Source organism: Streptomyces sp. Ag109_G2-15, from assembly GCF_900215565.1.
GTDB classification, from domain to species: domain Bacteria; phylum Actinomycetota; class Actinomycetes; order Streptomycetales; family Streptomycetaceae; genus Streptomyces; species Streptomyces diastatochromogenes.
On sequence record NZ_OCNI01000001.1, the window covers coordinates 3775366 to 3793468 of the forward strand.

The window sequence follows — 18103 nt, forward strand, 5'->3', positions numbered from 1 at the left end:
AAGATGTCGTGCACGTCCGAGCCGAAAGCGAAGCCGAGATGCCCGGCCCCTCCGGTACCGAAGCCGACGTGGCTGCCCGAACCGACGTCCGCCCCGATGCCGAAGCCGTCTTCGTCGACGTGGACCACCTGTGGACGCGGCTTCGCGTGGTCGAGGAGCGCGTGCGGCACGCGGTGGCGGCCCGCCGGGCCGGCGACCCCGACCCCGACGACCCGTACCGGGGCCAGTACCTCACCCCCGAGGCGGCGGCCCGCATCCTGGACGAGCCGGGCGGCCTCGACGTACCCGCGCACGAGCCGGGGCGGCCGCCCGCCGGTTCCGTCCTCGACGGCCTCGCCCGGAGGTTCGGACTGTCCCCGCTCGACCTGGACCTGCTCCTGGTCGCGCTGGCACCCGACCTCGACGCACGGTTCGAGCGGCTCTACGGCTACCTCAACGACGACCTGACACGACGGCGCCCCACGGTCGGGCTCGCCCTGGAACTGTGCGGGCTCGCCGGGGCGGCGTCCGCCCGGTTCCGGCTCGCTCCGGGCGCCCCGCTGATCGCGGGCGGTCTGGTGGAGGTCACCGAGCCCGAACGGCCGCCACTGTCACGGGGGTTGGCGGTCTCCGACCGGGTCACCGGACATCTGCTGGGCAGTGCCCGGCCCGACGCCCGGCTCGCCGGGATACTCGGCGAGGCCCGCGAGGACCCGACCGCCGAGGCGGCCGACGTCCACCGCACGGCGGCCGCGGCCGGCACCGGCGTCGGCCTCGTCCATCTGCGCAGCCGGGGCGGCGACGCGGCGGGTCTCGCCGTCGCCGCCCTGCGCGCGGCCGGGCTGCCACCGCTCGTCCTGGACGCGGTGGCCCTCGCCCGGCGCTCGGCCGACGTACCGGAACTCGCCCGGACAGCCGCCCTCGAAGCCCGCCTCACCGGCGCCGGAGTCGTCCTCGGCCCCCTGGAGGCGCTCCCCGGGGAACCCGCCGAACGGGCCGCCACGCTGGGGGCGTTGTGCGCGGCGCTACGGGGGATTCCCCTGATCACCCACGGCACCGTCGGCTGGGCCCCGGAGTGGGCGGCCGACACCCCCGTCGCCCTGACCGTGCCGGCGCCTTCGCCCGAACGGCAGGCCGCGCGCTGGCGGCACGCCCTCGAAGGGGCGGCCGACGACATCTCGGGTGACGACCTCGCGACCGGTGACGTGGCAGCGCTCGCCGAGGCGGTCGCCGCGCACCGCCTGGACTCCGGGCAGTTGCGTCGCGCTGCCGACGTGGCGGTGCGCACGGCCGCCCTCGCGGGGCGTCCGGTCCGCCCCGACGACCTGCGCACGGCCGTACGGGCCCAGAACGGCGCGGGGCTGGAGCGGCTTGCCCGCCGGGTGGAGCCGGGCGTCGGCTGGGACGACCTGGTGCTGCCGCCGGCCACCCACCGGCGGCTGCACGAACTCGCGGTGCGCGCCCGCCACCGCGAGCAGGTGCTCGGGCAGTGGGGGATGCGGCCCGGCGGCGGCCGGGGACGCGGCGTGATCGCGCTCTTCGCAGGGGAGTCGGGCACCGGCAAGACCATGTCCGCCGAGGTCGTCGCCGCGGACCTGGGCATGGACCTGTATGTGGTGGACCTGTCCACAGTCGTGGACAAGTATGTGGGGGAGACCGAGAAGAACCTGGAGCGGATCTTCACCGAGGCGTCGGCGGTCAACGCCGTGCTGCTCTTCGACGAGGCCGACGCGATCTTCGGCAAGCGCTCGGAGGTGAAGGACGCGCACGACCGGCACGCCAACATCGAGTCGGCGTACCTGTTGCAGCGCATGGAGTCCTTCGACGGGATCGCGGTGCTGACCACCAACCTGCGGGCCAACCTCGACGAGGCGTTCACCCGACGGCTGGATGTGATCGCCGACTTCCCGGTGCCCGACGCCGGCCAGCGCCTCGCCCTGTGGGAGCGCTGCCTGGGTGGCCGGCTGCCCCGCGCCGGGGACCTGGACCTCGCCTTCTGCGCCGTCCGCTTCGAACTCGCCGGCGGCTCCATCCGCGCCTGCGCGGTGACCGCGGCCTACCTCGCGGCCGAGTCCGGCAGCCCGCTCACCATGCGGCAGCTGGTGAGGGCGGTCGCGCAGGAGTACCGCAAGCTGGGACGGCTGGTCCTGGAGGGCGAGTTCGGGCCTTACCTGGCGGACGCCCTCGACGCCTGAGCCGGGGGCGGCGCGGAAGACCTCAGTCGGAGGCCTTCTTCCACTTGGCGCCCACTTTCTCCCACCGTTCCAGGGCGGGCGGGGAGAGGATCGCGCCTCCGTACTCCTTTTCGTGAAGGCGCTGCGCCTCCCTCAGCTTGTCCGCAACGGCCCCCCAGTCGACGGTGGGCGCGTTCGCCAAGCTCAGTGCATCCTTCAGCTCGCTCGACCGCGGCGTCATCGCGCCCTCGGGCGTGTAGTTGAAGTCGGTTCCGGATCCCGGGTCGCCGGTCCTCGTGTCGCTCGCCGGTCCCATTTCCAGGTTGGCCGGCATGTTGTGCAGGGCCTTTTTGTTCGCCGCAGTCGAGCCGAGTACCGTCCGTACCTCGTCCAGGAACTCGAACAGTGGTTTCGCGCTTGCCTTGTCCCTCTCGGCCGAGGCGAGTACAGCGTCCAACTCGCTACGGGAGATCTTGTGATGGAGGGTCGTCTTGTCGCCCCAGATCGGATGGTCCGCCCGCATCCCCGCATGTGCCGAAGTGACCGCGCTCGCCGCCCAGTCGCTGCTGCCGCCGCCCGTACCCGCGAACCCGGACGCGTGTTTCGCGGTTTCGATCTCCGCGAGGAGAAGGTCCATCATTGACTCGTCATTCTTTACTTCGTCGAGCGTGAAAAGTTCACCTCCGGGTTCGATTCCGATCTGTTCGAGGATGTACTCCTTCTCGTTCTGCTTCTTTGCCTTGAATTCTTCGCTGCGTCCCTCGAAGTACTCCATTATTTGCTCGAACTCGGTCTTCGAGGAAGTGGCCGCTGCTGCGGGTGGGTTGCTCCCCGCCTGCTTTTTCGTCTGCTTCTTCTTGGGGGGCATGCGCTGCACCTCGGCCGACGCCCCGGTCGTCCGGTGCGCGGCGTCGGCGGTGTGGTCCGCGACCGAGCGCTGGACGTCCGCTCCGCCCCGCATCACCTGCTCGGCCTTGCGCTCGGCCGACCTTTCGAAGCGGTCGGAGGGGTCGCTGATGCTCAGACCGCTGCCATTGTCGGTACCGGCCACAGCCCCCGCACGCTGCTGGCGGACGTGCTCCAGTTCGTGCGCGAGGGTCTTCTTGTCGATCGTGCCGCGGAACACGATGTGACGGGTGCCGGTGGTGTAGGCCTCGGCCCCGACCGCCTCGGCGGAACGCCGGGCAGCGGCGCCGGTGTGGACCGCGACGTCGGAGAAGTCCTCGCCCGAGAAGCGGGCTTCCATCTCCCGCTGCAGCGAGGCGGGCAGTCGGCTGCCGGCGGACCGCACCACGGAGTTCACCGCGTCGGCGGCGCTCGGCTGCGCCGCGGCTTCCCGGCCGTGTCCCGCGCCGTGCTGATGCTTCGAGTGAGGGTCCTCGTGCACCCCGGCGTCCGGCTGTTCCTGGGCGGGCGCGCGCCGGGCGCGCCGGGCGATCATGGCGGTGACCGCGGCGTTGCCCGCGCCGCGCTGCGCGGCCCGGAGCGCGTCGGCGGTGAGTGGCGGCGGCGTGGCGGCGCCGCCCGAGGACGTCTCCCGGCGGGCGGCGGCGGCCGGGCCGCGCGTGGCCTGTCGGATCTCGGTCTGCTCTGTGTGCGCCCCGGACGTCCGCACTTCGCTGCCTCCTAGTCGGCCGCACCCCTGCTCCGGCCCCCCAGTGGACCGCCCGGGCGACCGGGACGTCCAGGCCCGTACGGGCAGGACGAGGGCAACTCCGGGCGGCGGCCGGACCGCCCGAGCGGGCAGCCGAAGGCAGCGATCTTGCCCTTGGCCAGGTCCCCGCGTCCCTGTCGCCCCGGCGGACCTCCCGCACAGACTCGGCCTGGACACAGCTGACAGACCCGTAGGACGCGAAGGAGCGAGCATGCCGACGTACCTCACCCCGGGCGTGTACGTGGAGGAGGTGCAGTCCGGTGCCCGGCCGATCGAAGGGGTCGGCACCGCTGTCGCCGCGTTCGTGGGCTTCGCCGAGAACGGCCCGTTCCACGCGCCGACGCTGGTCACCGGCTGGGACCAGTACACCCAGCTGTTCGGTGGCTTCGCCGAGGGCGCCTACCTGCCCCACGCGGTCTACGGCTACTTCGCCAACGGCGGTGGCGCCGCGTACATCGTGCGGATCGGCGGATCCGCCGAGGACGCCTCCGCGCCGGCGGCCCAGGGCGCCAAGCGGCAGCAGACCAAGGCCGTGGAACCGGCGGAACTCGGCGGTTTCCTGGTCGCGGCCAAGCCCGGCACCTCCGGGGTGTCGGTGGAGGTCGCCGACGCGGACGGCGAGAACCCGCCGGAGGACCGCTTCAAGCTCCTGGTCCGCCGGGGCGACCAGGTGGCGGAGACGTACGAGGTCTCCGCCCGCAAGAACGTCAAGGGGTACCTGGTCAACCAGGCCCGCGCCTCCAAGCTGATCGAGGTCACCGAGCAGCCCGGTGCCACCCAGAGCAGGCCCGCCAACCAGACCGTGGCGCTGGCCGACGCCCCGGCCGCGCCGGCCGTGCCCGGCTCCGGCGCGGTGTCCCGCCTCGACCCGGCCGAGTACGTCGGTGACGCCGGGGCCCGCACCGGGTTCGGCGGCCTGGAGACCATCGACGAGATCACCATGGTCGCGGTGCCGGACCTGATGAGCGCCTACCAGCGCGGCGACATCGACGCCGAGGGCGTGCGCACCGTGCAGCTCGCCGTGATCTCGCACTGCGAGCAGATGGGCGACCGGGTCGCCGTCCTGGACGCCCCGCCCGGGCTCTCCGCCCAGCAGGTGCGCACCTGGCGCAACGACGATGCGGGCTACGACTCCCGCTACGCCACCCTCTACTACCCGTGGGTACGGGTCTTCGACCCGGCCGCCGGACGCAACACCGTCGTCCCGCCGAGCGGGCACATCGCCGGTGTGTGGGCGCGCAGCGACGCCGAGCGCGGTGTGCACAAGGCGCCCGCCAACGAGGTGATCCGCGGCGCGGTCGACCTGGAGACCCGGCTCAGCAAGGGCGAGCAGGACCTGCTGAACCCGATCGGCGTGAACTGCATCCGGGCCTTCCCCGGCCGGGGCATCCGGATCTGGGGCGCCCGCACCCTCTCCTCCGACCCGGCCTGGCGCTACCTGAACGTGCGCCGTCTCTTCAACTACCTGGAGGAGTCGATCCTCCTGGGCACCCAGTGGGTCGTCTTCGAGCCGAACGACGACCGGCTGTGGTCGAGCATCCGGCGCAACGTCACGGCGTTCCTCAGCGAGGAGTGGCGCCGGGGCGCCCTGTTCGGCCGCACCGCCGAAGAGGCCTTCTATGTGAAGTGCGACCGCGACAACAACCCGCAGGAGTCCATCGACCAGGGCCGGGTCGTCTGCGAGATCGGCGTCGCGCCGGTCAAGCCCGCTGAGTTCGTGGTCTTCCGGCTGGCCCAGTTCTCCGACACCACCAGCCTCATCGACGAGTGACCCGCGGGTCTGCAAGGAAAGGTTGACAGACAGTCATGGCAACGGGCGATGCTCTTTCCACCCACGTCTTCGGCGTGCAGCTCGGCGGCTACATGGTCGAGTCGATCCAGGAGATCAGCGGGTTCACCGTCGAAGAGGATGTAGTCGAGGTCAAGCAGGTCACCTCGGAAGGCAAGCAGATCATCCGCAAGCAGCCGGGCGCCCGGCAGGCCGGCGAGATCACGATCACCCGGGGACTCGACCAGAGCAGCGAGTTCACCAAGTGGATCAAGGAGACCCTGAACAACGGGGCCGTGAACTCCGCACGGCAGAACCTCACCATCGAGATCAAGGACACCGAGGGCAACACGGTCCGCCGCATCCAGCTGATGCAGGGCTGGGCCTCCAAGTGGGAGGGCCCGTCCCTGAAGGCGGGCGAGTCGTCCGCGGCCACCGAGTCCGTCACGATCGTGTTCGAGGAGATCGTCGTCGAATGAGGCGTCGTACGGTCACGGCGGGCAACCTGGAGGAGCTGCTCCAGGTCACGGCACCCGGCACGGCACCCGCCGCGGCGCCGGAACAGGCGGCGGCCGCCCCGGCCGCCGCCCCGGCGCCCCGGGAGGACCACGGCCTGCGCACCGAGTTCGAGTTCGAGCTGCCGCGCGGGTACGTCGACGAGGCGGGCACGGTGCATCGCCATGGCGCGATGCGCCTGGCCACGGCCCGGGACGAGCTGCGGCCCCAGATCGATCTGCGGGTCAAGGAGAACCCGGCGTACCTGAGCGTCGTACTGCTGAGCCAGGTGATCACCCGGCTCGGGAACATCACCGACGTGCACGCCGGGATCGTGGAACGGATGTACGCCACCGACGTCGCCTTCCTCCAGGACTTCTACCGCCGCGTCAACAGCGAGGGCCACACCCGTGCGGCGGTGACCTGCCCGCACTGCGACGGCGGCTTCGAGGTCGACCTCTCGGGTGGGCGCCTGGGGGAATCGTGACGTACGCCCTTCCCCGGCTCCGGGAGGAGATCGCGTACATCGCCTACCACTTCCACTGGCAGCGCGAGGAGATCCTCGACCTGACCCACGGCGAGCGCCAGCAGTGGGTGGGCGAGATCGCCCGCATCAACACCCGCATGAACGAAGGCGGTTGAGCACATGGCATGGCGGGACTGGCTGCGCCGCCGGGCCACCGGAGGACCGGACACCGCGGAGCGCCCGCGGAGTGCGGGGCGCACCGGCGAGGGCCCGGTCCCGAGCGCGCCCGACGGCTCGGGTTCCGCCGCGCCGGTTCCCTCCGTGCCGCACGAGTGGGACGGCGGCTGGCGCCGCACCGCCGCGCCCGAACTGACCCTCTCCCGCGCTCCGCTCGGCGTCAGCGACGGCCTCACCTTCCGCGCGGGCCTCGCCGCCTGGCAGAACCCGTCGTTCGACAACGGCCTCGGACACGCCCTGCAGCCCACGGCCCCGACCGGCCTCGTACGGGGTGTCACGCATCCGGCCGCCGCGCAGCCCAGCCACACCGGCGGGGGGCCGTTGTTGCTTCGGGCACTGCGCCCTGAGGGGGCGGAGGGGGCGCAGGGCCACGGGATTCCGGATGCCGGGATTCCGGACGGCACGGCTCGGACGCCGGATGGCCGGCCACCGCAGGTGCAGCGCCGGGTGCGTGCGGGGGCGCGGATGTCGGGTCCCGCGCCGTCCGTTTCAACACCATCCGGTTCGGCCCCGTCCGGTCCGCTGCCCTCCGCCTCCGCCTCCGCTGTACGGCCCACCACTGGCGGCTCCGGCGGTACGGGAGCGGCGGAAGCGGGTGCGGGCCCGGAACCCGTGGTGGCGCGTTCCGCTGGCAACAGCGGCAACAACTCAGCGGGGAAGGGGAGTTCGAGCGGCGCTCCGCCGACCCGTGGCCTCACGTCCGGGGATTCCCCGGCCGTGCTTTCCTCGTCACTTCCCCCTGTCCAACGCGCCACGGCGCCGGGCACGGCCCCGGTCGTGACTCCCACCGACACTGGCCGCCCGCCGGCCGCTCGGGAGATTCCGCTGGTACGACGTGTGGCGGTGCTCCCGGGCGCAGCAGCCGATGGGGGCATGGCCCGCTCCGCGTCCGACGGGTCCGCCCCGGCGACCCGGGCCGGCGCGCCCGAACGGGACTCCGGGGGCGCATCCCGGCCGGCGGCAGGTTCAGGAGGCCGTACGCCCTCCGGCCCCGCCGCCCGGACGACAGGTTCACCGTCCGCTCGGGGAGCCGGACAGCCGGAGGCGTCCCACCCTGCCGTCCGGCTCAGGCCGGTGGGGACTCGGCTGACCGTCGCCCTGCGCCCGGCCGGACCTGCGCGCCGCATCCCTGTCCTGCGGCCCGCCGTCACCCCGGCGACCGCAGGCGGCGCCGCCTCCGAGGCACCCGGTCCCACCTCCGCCACGACCGAACCGGCCGGTACGGGGGTGCCCTCGACCGCCCCCGTACAGCGTGCCGCCACCCGCACGGCGAGCCGCGCACCTCTTGGCGCACCACTGAGCGAGCTGCCCGCCACGGCCGTTCCGCCGGCGCAGGCCGCCCCCGCCCCACAGCCCGCGCCCGGCCGGGGGCTTCCCGTCGTCCAGCGACACGCCGAGGGCACAGCGGAAGGGGCAGTTGGCGTCTCGCGGTCGGTTGACGGTGGTGCGAGTGGGACGAGGCATGGCGCCTCGCGATCGGCTGACGGTGGCGGGAGTGGGACGAAGCACGGCGCCTCCCGGCCGGTCGACGGCGATGCAAGGGGGACGAACCGCGGCGCCCCGCGCCCGGCCGACGGCGGAGGGAAGGGGACGGCTCACGGCACCCCGGACGCCACCGACGAGTCGCGCCGGACCCCCGGCCCGGCCCGGAGCGGCGCACGGGTGCGAGGTGGCCTGGGCGCGCCGCTGCCTGCGTTGCCGCCGAGCGTCGACCTGCCCGGTTCAGCCGCGTCCGGCGCCCGTGCGGCCCGTACGGCGCCCAGCCCGGACGTCCAGCGCGCCCCGGCCCACCAGGACAGGGGCGCCGGAGCCGCTCCGGCACCGTCCGCGGGGGATCGCGACCGGGCGCCCGGCGAGGCGGCACCCCTCCGGCGGGGAGCGGGCGGAGCGGACGCGCCGCTGCTGGGGGCCGTCGACGTCCAGCGCAGCCTCGCGGACCAGCCCACCACAGGGGGCACCACGTCACCCCGCCCCACAAGCCATGGAGACGGGCCGGCCACACCGCTGGTGACGCCGTCTCCGGCCGCAGCGCCGGAAGGCACAGCGGGTACGGCGGGCTCGGCAGGACCGGCAGGGAATGCGTCACGTTCCGGTGTGACCTCAGGCGGGCCCGGCCCGGGCGGGCAACGGCCCCAGGAACCCGGCGCCCCGGGCCCGGTCGTCGTGGCCCGGACCCTGGCCGAAGCAGGCACCGAGCGCACCGAAGGCGGCCGGACCCCTGCCACCGGCCCGCCGTCCGCACCGACGGCACCCCACTCCCTCGGCACCGCGGCCGACCGACCTCGCGGCGCGGCCGACCCGCGTGTTCTCACCGCGACCGGCTCCGGAGCGCACGCCGTCCCTGCGGCGCCCCGCACCCTCCAGTTGCTCCACGCGCGCCCGCTCACCGTGAACACCCGCGCTCCGGAAGGGGTGGCGCAGCCCGCCGCCTCCCGCACCGGCGGCCGTCCCGTGGTGGCCGTGCGCTGGCCCGGCGCGCCGGCCGCCCCGCAGGGCGAGCCCGCGCCGTCCACCGGGGCGTCCGCGTGGCCGTCCCGGAGCCCGAGCCCGTCCGCAGGCACCCCGGCGACGCCTCAGGCACAGCGGGCCGTGGCCGCGCACGGGCCGGAGAACTCAAGGGTACGAAGCACCAGTTCCTCGGTGACGCCTCACGTACAGCGGACTGCGACCGCGTACGGACCTGAGAACTCGGGGGTGCAAAGCACGAGTTCACCGGTGACGCCTCACGAACAGCGAGCCGCGACCGCGTACGGACCGGAGAACTCAGGGGTACGAAGCACCAGTTCCCCGGGAAACGCCCAGCGCGTCCCAGTCGTACGCCCCGCACCGCCGGGGTCGGAGACCTCCGGGCCGCTCGCCCGGGCCGCCGCCGTACCGGGGCGCCCCCTACCGGTGACCGCTCCGCAGGCGCCACCGCTCCCGGACCGCCCGCCGGCCACGTCGGCACCGGCACCGGAAGGGACCGTTCCCGTGGTCCGGCCGAGGAACGTCGCGCCAGGCCCCCGATCGACTGCGGGCGACGCCGGCGGGAACAGCCCGGCGGCGTTCCCGGTCCAGCGCGAGGTCTCCGGCGCTGGGAAGACCGTGTCCAAGGGCGTACCGGCCAAGCAGGCCCCGGCGCGCGGCAAGCAGCAGCCGTCCGGCACGTCCACCACGTCCTCGACGTCAACCACGTCCTCCACGCCCTCCGCCTCCGGCAAGCGCACCCCCCACCGCGCCGAGGCACCGCAGGACCCCGGCATCGACCTGGACGACCTGGCCCGCCGCCTGCTGGACCCCATGGCCCGGCTGCTGCGCACCGAGCTGCGGCGCGGCCGGGAACGCACGGGCCGCCCCTACGACGGACGCCGCTGAGGGCACGGAACGGATCGGACGGATGACGGACGAATGACGGACAACATCTTCGCGACGAGCGTGTTCTTCCGGCTCGCGATCGGCGGCAACGACCTGGGCGCCTTCCACACCTGCTCCGGCATGGGCGCCGAGGTCGAGATGGAGAGCTACGCGGAGGGCGGCAACAACGACTTCACCTGGCAGCTCCCCGGCCGCGTGACCTGGTCGAACATCACGCTCACCCGGCCGGTCACCGCCGACACGGCGAAGATCGCCCGCTGGCTCGACGAGACGCTGAGGCGGGTGGAGCCCAAGGACGGCGAGATCGTGGCGTTGAAGCCCGACCTGACCAGGATCATCAGCTGGCAGGTGTTCGGGATCGTCCCGGTGCGCTGGCAGGGCCCGTCCTTCGACCCCAACAGCTCGCAGGCCGCGGTGGAGACCCTGGAGATCGCCCACGAGGGGCTTCGCCCTTCCTGACGCACCGTCATCAACCCTCCCGCAGCCAGTGATTCGCCCTCGTCCCGGAAAGGAAGTCCCGGCATGTCCCCAGCGTCCCGCTCCAGTCGGGCCAGGGCCCAGCTGACGCTGAAGGAGCCCCCGGCCTCCGTCGGCGCGAAGCCCGGCGGGACGATCGCGCGGCTGAACCTCCAGTTCAACCCCTCCACCCTGGAGCTGCGCAAGACCACCGAGTGGCGGCGCTCCCCGTCCCGGATGGCGGGGCAGTCGGCGCTGCCCGAATTCGTCGGCAGCGGCCCGCGCGAGCTGAGCCTGGAGGTGTTCCTGGACGCCACCGCCACCCACGACAACTCCGTGGAACTGGCGGTGGAGAAGCTGATGAAGGCGTGCGTGCCGACTCCGGCCAGCCTCGGCCGCAAGAAGCCGGCCAGTCCGTGGGTGCGGTTCGAGTGGGGCACCGCGCGGACGACCTCGTTCGACGGGGTGCTCTCCAGCCTGTCGGTGACGTACACGCTCTTCGACGTGGACGGCAAGCCGCTGCGGGCCACCTGCGCGCTGTCGATCGAGGAGGCGAGCGTCGACCCGCCGGGCCAGAACCCGACGTCCGGCGCGCGCACCGCCCGCAGTACGCACACCGTCGTGGCGGGCGACAGCCTGGCCCTGCTGGCCTGGCGGGAGTACGGCGACGCCACGGCCTGGCGGGCCATCGCCGAGGCGAACGAGATCGACGACCCGATGGCGCTCGTACCCGGCACCGAACTGGTGGTGCCGGCGCTGCGGGACGCGGGCACAGAGGAGGAGCGGTGAGCATATCCGGGGAACAGGGCGGCCGGTCGTTCGCGGCGGACCCGGTCGTGGAGGCACCCGGCGAACTTCCGCCGATCTGGGCCGCCCAGCTGGTGAGTTGCGTGGTGGACGAGAACGTGGGCCTGCCGGACACGGCGGTGCTCACCTTCCGCGACCCCGACCACGAGTTCCTGACGGCGACCGGCATCACCATCGGCACCCCGCTCAAGGTGTCCGTCGTGACCGTGAGCGGACAGGCCCGCGAGCGGCTGTTCAACGGAGAGGTGACGGCCCTGGAGCTGGACCGGGACCGCACCGGTTCGTTCACGGTGGTGCGCGCCTACTCCAAGGCGCACCGCCTCCAGCGCGGCCGGAAGGTGGTGGCGTACCGGAACATGACCGCGGCGGCGATCGTCCGCAAGGTGGCCGCCGGGGCCGGGCTGGCCTGCGGCACCGTGCAGGCCGCGCCGGTCACGTACAAGCAGCTGTCGCAGGCGAACGTGTCCGACTGGGACTTCCTGCAGTTCCTGGCGGCCGAGAGCGGGGCTCTGGTGCGCGTCGACGACAAGGGGCTGCTGCAGTTCACCAAGCCGCAGAAGGCGTCCGGCGCGCCGGCGCCGTCGACGTCGGCCACCCGGAACCCGATGGTGCTGGAGTACGGGCGGAACCTGCTGGCGCTGCGGGCCTCGCTGTCGGCCGCGGACGGCGCGCAGCAGGTGGAGGTGCGCGGCTGGGACGTCACCACGAAGCGGCCGCTGGTGTCCCGGCAGCCGTCGGTGAACAGTGACACGGTGGTGCCGGGCCTGAGCCCGGCGTTCGCCGCCCGGTTCGGCAAGTCGTCGAAACTGACCGTCACCGACACCCCGTACCGCACCCAGGCCGAGACGACCGCGGTCGCCGACGCGGTGGCCGCCCAGGTCAGCGCGGGCTTCGGCGAGCTGGAGGTGGTGGCCGAGGGCAACCCCAAGCTGCGGGCGGGCAAGCCCGTGGCGCTCGGCAACGTCGGGAAGGCGTTCTCCGGCAAGTACACGGCGACGGCGGTGCAGCACGTCCTCGAACCGCAGGGCGGGTACCGGACGACGGTGTGGGTCAGTGCCAGCCCGGACCGCTCGCTCACCGGCCTGGTGACCGGAGCCAACGCGCCGTCCCGCGGCCCGCGCATGCCGGGACTCGCGATCGGCGTGGTGACGGACGTACGCGAACCGGGCGGCTCCGAGCGCGGCTCGGTGAAACTGAAGTTCCCCTGGCTGGACGACACATACGTCACCGACTGGGTGCGCACCGTGCAGTGGGGCGGCAAGGGCGGCGGTGGCGTGGTGAGCCCGGAGGTCAACGACGAGGTCCTGGTGGGCTTCGAACAGGGCCTGCTGGACAGCCCGTACGTCATCGGAGGGCTCTACAACGGCGTGGACAAGCCGTCACCGCACGACGTCCCGCTGATCGACAGGACCAGCGGGAAGGTCAACCGCCGCTCCATCGTGTCGCGTTCGGGGCACCGGGTGGAGCTGCTGGACGCGAGGGCACCGGGACGCTCCGGGGTGCGGCTGATGACCGGTGACGAGCGCCTCGAAGTGTTCCTGGACGACCGGCGGGACCGGATCGAGCTGAAGGTGTACGCGGGGAAGGGCAGCCGGCAACCCCTCACCTCCGTCCAGCTCGACAGGAAGGGCATCACCCTGGACGCGGGGCGGGGCAACGTGAGCGTGTCGGGCACGAACGTGGACATCAACGGCAGGGTCGGGGTGAAGATCGGCGGTCGCAGGGTGAGCGTCACCGGCAGCTCGAACGTCACCGTCGACGGCGGTCTGCTCGGCGTCCTCAAGGCCAAGCTCATCCGCATCAACTGACCCCCTGCCCCCGAGATCTCGACTCGAAAGGAGCGCCGCATGCCCGCCGCAGCCCGTACCGGCGACCCCACCAACCACGGCGGGGTGATCGCCACCCCGCCGCCCGCCGCCGCCAGGGCGGTGGCGACCGTGCTGATCGGTGGCCGCCCCGCCGCCGTCGTGGGCAGCCTGCACACCTGTGTGGTACCGCCGCACGCGGCCCTGGGACCGGGCAACGTGATCATGCCCAACCCGGCCGCGGCCACCCGGGGCACCGTCCTCATCGGCGGGCTGCCGGCCGCGCGGGCGCGCGACCAGACGACGTGCGGCGCCATGATCGTGACCGGCGCCCCGAACGTCCTGATCGGCGGTGTGTGATGAGCGAGCGGTTCATCGGCCGTGGCTGGGCGTTCCCGCTGCGGGTCGGGCCGACCGGCGGGATCGCCATGGTCGAACGGGAGCGGGAGATCGAGGAGGCGATCCGCCTGGTGCTCGGCACCGCGCCCGGCGAGCGCCCCATGCGCCCCGAGTTCGGCTGCGGCATCCACGACTACGTCTTCGCCCCCGGTGACGGAGCCACCGCCGGACGCATCGCGCAGCAGGTGCGCGAGGCCCTGGAGCGATGGGAGCCGCGCATCGCGGTGGACGACGTGGTGGTCGCCTTCGACGCCGTCGAGGACGGCACCCTCTACATCGACGTGCACTACACGGTGCGTTCCACCAACGACCGGCGCAACCTGGTCTTTCCCTTCTACACGATCCCCTCCGAGGAGGGGGCCGAGGAAGCGGGCGCTCACTGATGGCCCTGCCCTCCCCGAACCTGGACGACCGGCGGTTCCAGCAACTCGTCGACGAGGCCAAGCGGTACGTGCAGCAGCGCGCCCCGGAGTGGACCGACCACAACGTCTCCGACCCGGGCGTCACCCTGATCGAGACGTTCGCCTACCTCGTGGACCAGCTGCTGTATCGGCTGAACCGGGTCCCGGACAAGAACTACACCGCGTTCCTCGATCTGTTGGACATCCGTCTGTTCCCGCCCACCGCGGCCCACGCCGACGTCGACTTCTGGCTCTCGGCGCCGCAGCCCGACACGGTCGCGCTGCCCGCGGGCACCGAGGTGACCACCGCGGGCGGCGAGACCGACGAGGCCGTGGTGTTCACGACCACGGACGAGCTGCGCATCGTCCCCAGCGAGTTGATGCGCCTGGTGACCGCACCCCGGTCCGGTCAGCAGACCGACCGGACGGCCGTGCTCGCCGAGGGCCACGACATCCCCTGCTTCCAGCCGGCACCGGAGCCGGGCGACGCCCTGCTGTTCGGCCTGCCGACGGCGGTGCCGCGCTGTGTCGTCGCGGTGCGCCTGGACAGCCGCGTGGAGGGCGTCGGCGTGGACCCGCGCCAACCCCCGCTCGTGTGGGAGGCCTGGGACGGCGGCGGCTGGCAGCGGTGCGAGACCGGCACCGACACCACCGGCGGGCTGAACCGGCCCGGCGAGGTCATCGTGTACGTACCGGCCGGGCACACGGCGTCGGTGATCGGCGGGATCCGGGCCGGCTGGCTGCGCTGCCGGGTGACCGAGGCGGAGTCGGGCCAGCCGTTCTACTCGGAGTCCCCGACGGTGCGCGAGGCGGCCGTGTTCACCGTGGGCGGCACCATGTCCGTCGAGCACGCGGAGACCGTGACCGATGTGCCGCTCGGCACCTCGGAAGGGGTCTCGGGGCAGACGTTCCGGCTCGGCCGCCCGCCGGTCCTGCTCGACGGCGAGCCCCCCGTGGTCGAGGTGTCCTCGGCCGAGGGGTGGCAGCGCTGGGAGGTGGTGGAGCACTTCGGCCGCTCCGGCCCCACCGACCCGCACGTCCGCGTGGACGCCACCACCGGGGAGTTCACCTTCCCCCCGGCGCTGCGCGAACCGGACGGCACGCTGCGGCAGTGCGGCGCCGTACCGCCCAAGGGAGCCCAGATACGGGTGGCCCGCTACCGCACCGGCGGCGGCCCGGCGGGCAACGTCGCCCGCGGCGCGATCTCCGTGCTGCGCAGCTCCGTTCCGTACGTCGCCCGGGTCACCAACCGGGAGGCGGCCCGGGGCGGCGTCGCCGGCGAGACCGTTGCCAACGCCAAGCTGCGGGCGCCGGAGGTGCTGCGCATGCAGGAGCGCGCGGTGACCGCCGAGGACTACGAGATCATCAGCCGCCAGGCCGCGCCCTCGGTACGCCGGGTCCGCTGTCTGCCCGCCGCGGACGGTCCGGGCGCGGTACGGGTCCTGGTGGTGCCGGACGCGGTGGCCGACGAGGGCGACGACCGGCTCCGCTTCGAGCAGCTGATCCCCTCGGACCAGGTGCTCGAAGCGATCACCACGAGCCTCGACGAGCGGCGCCTGATCGGCACCCGCCTCGTGGTGGAGCCGCCGGTGTACCAGGGCGTCACCGTGGTGGCCCGGCTCGCGGCGGCACCGGGCGACACCGACCGGGTGCGCGACGCGGCGCTCGACGCGCTGTTCCGGCACCTCAACCCGCTGAACGGCGGTCCGGACGGCACGGGTTGGCCGTTCGGGCGGCCGGTGCAGTACGGCGACGTCTTCGGCGTCCTGCAACGCGCCACCGGCAACGCGCTGGTGGAGGAGATCCGGCTGTTCCCCGCCGACCCGATCACCGGCCGGCGCGGCGCCCCGTCGGACCGCATCGACGTGGCCCCGGGCGCGCTGGTCTTCTCCTACCAGCACCAGGTGGTCGTCACGGCCGTCGATCCGGAGGCGCGGGGATGAGCCGCGCCGCCGTGCCCGGCCTGCCGAGCAGGTACCCGATCGGCGAGCAACTGCCCGCCCTGTACGCCGACGACGACTTCGCGCAACGCTTCACCGCCGGTCTCGACACCGTCCTCGCCCCGGTGTTCGCGACCCTCGACAACCTGCCCGCCTACCTCGACCCCCGGGTGACCCCGACCGACTTCCTGGCCTGGCTGGCGTCTTGGGTGGGCGTCGCGGACGACCCGCAGTGGCCCGTGGAACTGCGCCGCGAGGCGGTCGTCCGCGCGGTGGAGCTGCACCGCTGGCGCGGCACCAGGCGTGGCCTGATCGAGGCCCTGCACCTCGCGCTCGGCGTGCACGCCGAGGTGACCGGCGACGGCGGCGCGACGTGGTCGAGCACCGCGGGCGCCGAGCTACCGCCGGACCCCGGCGCCGAGATCCTGGTCCGGGTGTGGCCGGCCCGCGAGGCGCGGGTCGACGTGGTCGGGGTCGACATGGTCAGGGTCCGCGAGATCGTCCGGGCCATGTGCCCGGTGCACATGGCCTTCCGGGTGGAGGCCCTGCCCGCCCCGCCCGCCGACGAAGGGAGGTGACGTCATGCGCGCGTGTCCCGCCTGCGGGGCGTCCAACGACCCCACGGACGACTTCTGCGGCAACTGCGGCGCGTACCTGGGCTGGTCCGACTCCAGCACACCCTCGCCGACAGCCCCGGAGCCGTACGCGCCGAACACACCTCCGGCGCCGGAGCGGTCGGTCTCGGGTGCAGATGCGGCACCTGGGCCGTCGGCCTCGGGTACACGTGCGGCACCGGAGCGGCCGGCCTCGGGTACACGTGCGACACCGCAGCCGTCGACCCCGGGTACACCCGCGCCGCCGGAGCCGTCGACCCCGTCCTCGGAGCCTCCGTCCGAGTCCGAGTCCGCGCCCGCCTCCACGCCCACCCCGGCGCCCGCCGCGCGCACCCGCACCTCATCGTTGCGCGACCGGCTGACCGGCCGTGGCCGCGGTGAGGTGAGGGGGACGAGCACCCCGGACACCGAGGGCTCCGGCGCCGCCCCCGGCCGCACCGAGACCACCCCTCCACCCCAGTCGGCCGCGAACGAACCGCCCGCAACCCGCGGCCCCGCCGCTGCCACGACGAACGAACCGCTGGCCGCCGACGGCGAGGACGCCCCACAGGGGCCACCCGCACCCGACGACGAAATCCGCACGGGTGGTGCGGGTGGGAACAACCCGGCCGAAGGCGAAGCCGAGGCCGCCGTACCCCCCACCCCACCCGCTCCGACCATCCCGCCCCGCACGCCGCAGGCACCCGCACCCGCCCCGGACCCCATCGGCCCCGTACGCCCCGCGAAACCCGTCGCCCCCCGCCCCGTCGTACGACCGGTCGCCGCGCCGGACGAAGGAACGGGACGGCCCTGCCCCGCCTGCGGCACCCTCAACCAGCCGGAACGCCGTTTCTGCCGACGCTGCGCCGCCGAGCTGACGCCCGCCGCGAAGCCCGCCCCGCTGCCGTGGTGGCGAACGGTATGGCCGTTCCGCCGCCGGACCCGCGCGGGCTCCGGCCGCGCGTTCCGGTTCTTCGTGATCCTGGCCGTCGTACTGGCGCTGTGCGCGGGCGGCTTCCTGCTGCTGCCGGCCGGACGCGCCCTGTTCGAGGACACCCGGGACAAACTGGGCAAGGCCAGGTCCGTGACCCCGGCCGAGGTCAAGGCGAGCGCAGAGGTGCACGGGCATCCGGCGACGGACACCACGGACGGGCTGAGCAACCACTACTGGGGCGCGCCCGGGCCGGGCGCCTCGGTGACCTACACCTTCCGCAAGCCGTTCCGGCTGGTCGACGTGATCATCACCAACGGCGCGTCCTCGTCCCCGGAGGAGTACGCCCGCCAGGCACGCGCACTCCAGCTGGACATGGAGGTGACGACGCAGGACGGCGAGAAGCACCGCAAGGAGGTCACCCTCAGCGACAAACCGGGCCCCCAGACGATCCCCACCGGGATCAGCGACGCGAAGACGGTACGCCTGGTACTCCGCTCGCCCGTCGGTCTGACCCGGGGCCGCCACCTGGCCCTGGCGGAGGTGGAGTTCTTCCAGCGCAGCTGACGACCACCAGTCGCGCGCCGCCCGCTGGAGTGTCTCCCGTACGCGGACCTCGTCCGTACGAAGATGATCGCGGACGA

Annotated in this window: 15 protein-coding genes; 14 read left to right on the forward strand and 1 reads right to left on the reverse strand. The window is 73.5% G+C overall.

The annotated features are described in order from the left end of the window. Positions 1 to 38 precede the first annotated feature (38 nt). Positions 39 to 2174, forward strand: a complete 2136-nt coding sequence (locus CRP49_RS16970) for an AAA family ATPase (RefSeq protein WP_097257408.1) — start codon at positions 39 to 41, stop codon at positions 2172 to 2174. 22 nt (positions 2175 to 2196) lie between these two features. Here the strand turns inward: CRP49_RS16970 and CRP49_RS16975 are convergent, their stop codons facing one another. Next, positions 2197 to 3594: a DUF4157 domain-containing protein gene (locus CRP49_RS16975; protein ID WP_143670001.1), complete on the reverse strand. Its 1398-nt coding sequence runs from the start codon at positions 3592 to 3594 to the stop codon at positions 2197 to 2199. Positions 3595 to 4018: 424 nt separating this feature from the next. On the opposite strand from CRP49_RS16975, the gene CRP49_RS16980 reads away from it, so the two are divergent. The 13 genes from CRP49_RS16980 to CRP49_RS47900 all read left to right on the forward strand — a co-directional run bounded on the left by CRP49_RS16980 (position 4019) and on the right by CRP49_RS47900 (position 18026). Further along, positions 4019 to 5578: a phage tail sheath family protein gene (locus tag CRP49_RS16980; protein WP_097254125.1), complete on the forward strand. Its 1560-nt coding sequence runs from the start codon at positions 4019 to 4021 to the stop codon at positions 5576 to 5578. 35 nt (positions 5579 to 5613) lie between these two features. Continuing rightward, positions 5614 to 6054 carry a phage tail protein gene (locus CRP49_RS16985; RefSeq protein ID WP_097254126.1) on the forward strand — a complete coding sequence of 147 codons (441 nt, stop codon included), beginning with the start codon at positions 5614 to 5616 and terminating at the stop codon, positions 6052 to 6054. Further along, positions 6051 to 6557: a zinc-ribbon domain-containing protein gene (locus CRP49_RS16990; RefSeq protein WP_097254127.1), complete on the forward strand. Its 507-nt coding sequence runs from the start codon at positions 6051 to 6053 to the stop codon at positions 6555 to 6557. Before CRP49_RS16985 ends, CRP49_RS16990 begins: the two co-directional genes overlap by 4 nt. Further along, positions 6554 to 6712 (forward strand): DUF6760 family protein, encoded by a 159-nt coding sequence (locus tag CRP49_RS46855; protein ID WP_179851652.1) that lies wholly within the window; start codon positions 6554 to 6556, stop codon positions 6710 to 6712. Before CRP49_RS16990 ends, CRP49_RS46855 begins: the two co-directional genes overlap by 4 nt. A gap of 3031 nt (positions 6713 to 9743) precedes the next feature. Beyond that, the gene (locus tag CRP49_RS16995; protein ID WP_097254128.1) at positions 9744 to 10127 is read left to right on the forward strand and encodes a hypothetical protein; all 384 of its coding nucleotides are present in this window, start codon (positions 9744 to 9746) and stop codon (positions 10125 to 10127) included. Between the two features lie 33 nt (positions 10128 to 10160). Next, positions 10161 to 10586, forward strand: a complete 426-nt coding sequence (locus tag CRP49_RS17000) for a phage tail protein (protein WP_097254129.1) — start codon at positions 10161 to 10163, stop codon at positions 10584 to 10586. Positions 10587 to 10649: 63 nt separating this feature from the next. Beyond that, entirely contained in the window at positions 10650 to 11372 is a 723-nt protein-coding gene (locus tag CRP49_RS17005) for a LysM peptidoglycan-binding domain-containing protein (RefSeq protein WP_097254130.1), read from the forward strand. After that, the gene (locus CRP49_RS17010; protein WP_373560353.1) at positions 11369 to 13198 is read left to right on the forward strand and encodes a VgrG-related protein; all 1830 of its coding nucleotides are present in this window, start codon (positions 11369 to 11371) and stop codon (positions 13196 to 13198) included. The genes CRP49_RS17005 and CRP49_RS17010 overlap by 4 nt, the downstream gene beginning before the upstream one ends. A gap of 39 nt (positions 13199 to 13237) precedes the next feature. Next, positions 13238 to 13555 (forward strand): PAAR domain-containing protein, encoded by a 318-nt coding sequence (locus CRP49_RS17015; RefSeq protein WP_097254131.1) that lies wholly within the window; start codon positions 13238 to 13240, stop codon positions 13553 to 13555. Continuing rightward, the gene (locus CRP49_RS17020) at positions 13555 to 13977 is read left to right on the forward strand and encodes a GPW/gp25 family protein (RefSeq protein WP_097254132.1); all 423 of its coding nucleotides are present in this window, start codon (positions 13555 to 13557) and stop codon (positions 13975 to 13977) included. The genes CRP49_RS17015 and CRP49_RS17020 overlap by 1 nt, the downstream gene beginning before the upstream one ends. Beyond that, positions 13977 to 15938: a putative baseplate assembly protein gene (locus tag CRP49_RS17025; protein WP_097254133.1), complete on the forward strand. Its 1962-nt coding sequence runs from the start codon at positions 13977 to 13979 to the stop codon at positions 15936 to 15938. Before CRP49_RS17020 ends, CRP49_RS17025 begins: the two co-directional genes overlap by 1 nt. After that, a complete protein-coding gene (locus CRP49_RS17030; protein WP_097254134.1) occupies positions 15935 to 16513 on the forward strand; it encodes a phage tail protein in 579 nt (192 codons plus the stop codon). Before CRP49_RS17025 ends, CRP49_RS17030 begins: the two co-directional genes overlap by 4 nt. Before the next feature lie 4 nt (positions 16514 to 16517). Next, complete coding sequence (locus tag CRP49_RS47900; RefSeq protein WP_257033424.1) at positions 16518 to 18026, forward strand: zinc ribbon domain-containing protein; 1509 nt, start codon at positions 16518 to 16520, stop codon at positions 18024 to 18026. Positions 18027 to 18103 lie beyond the last annotated feature (77 nt).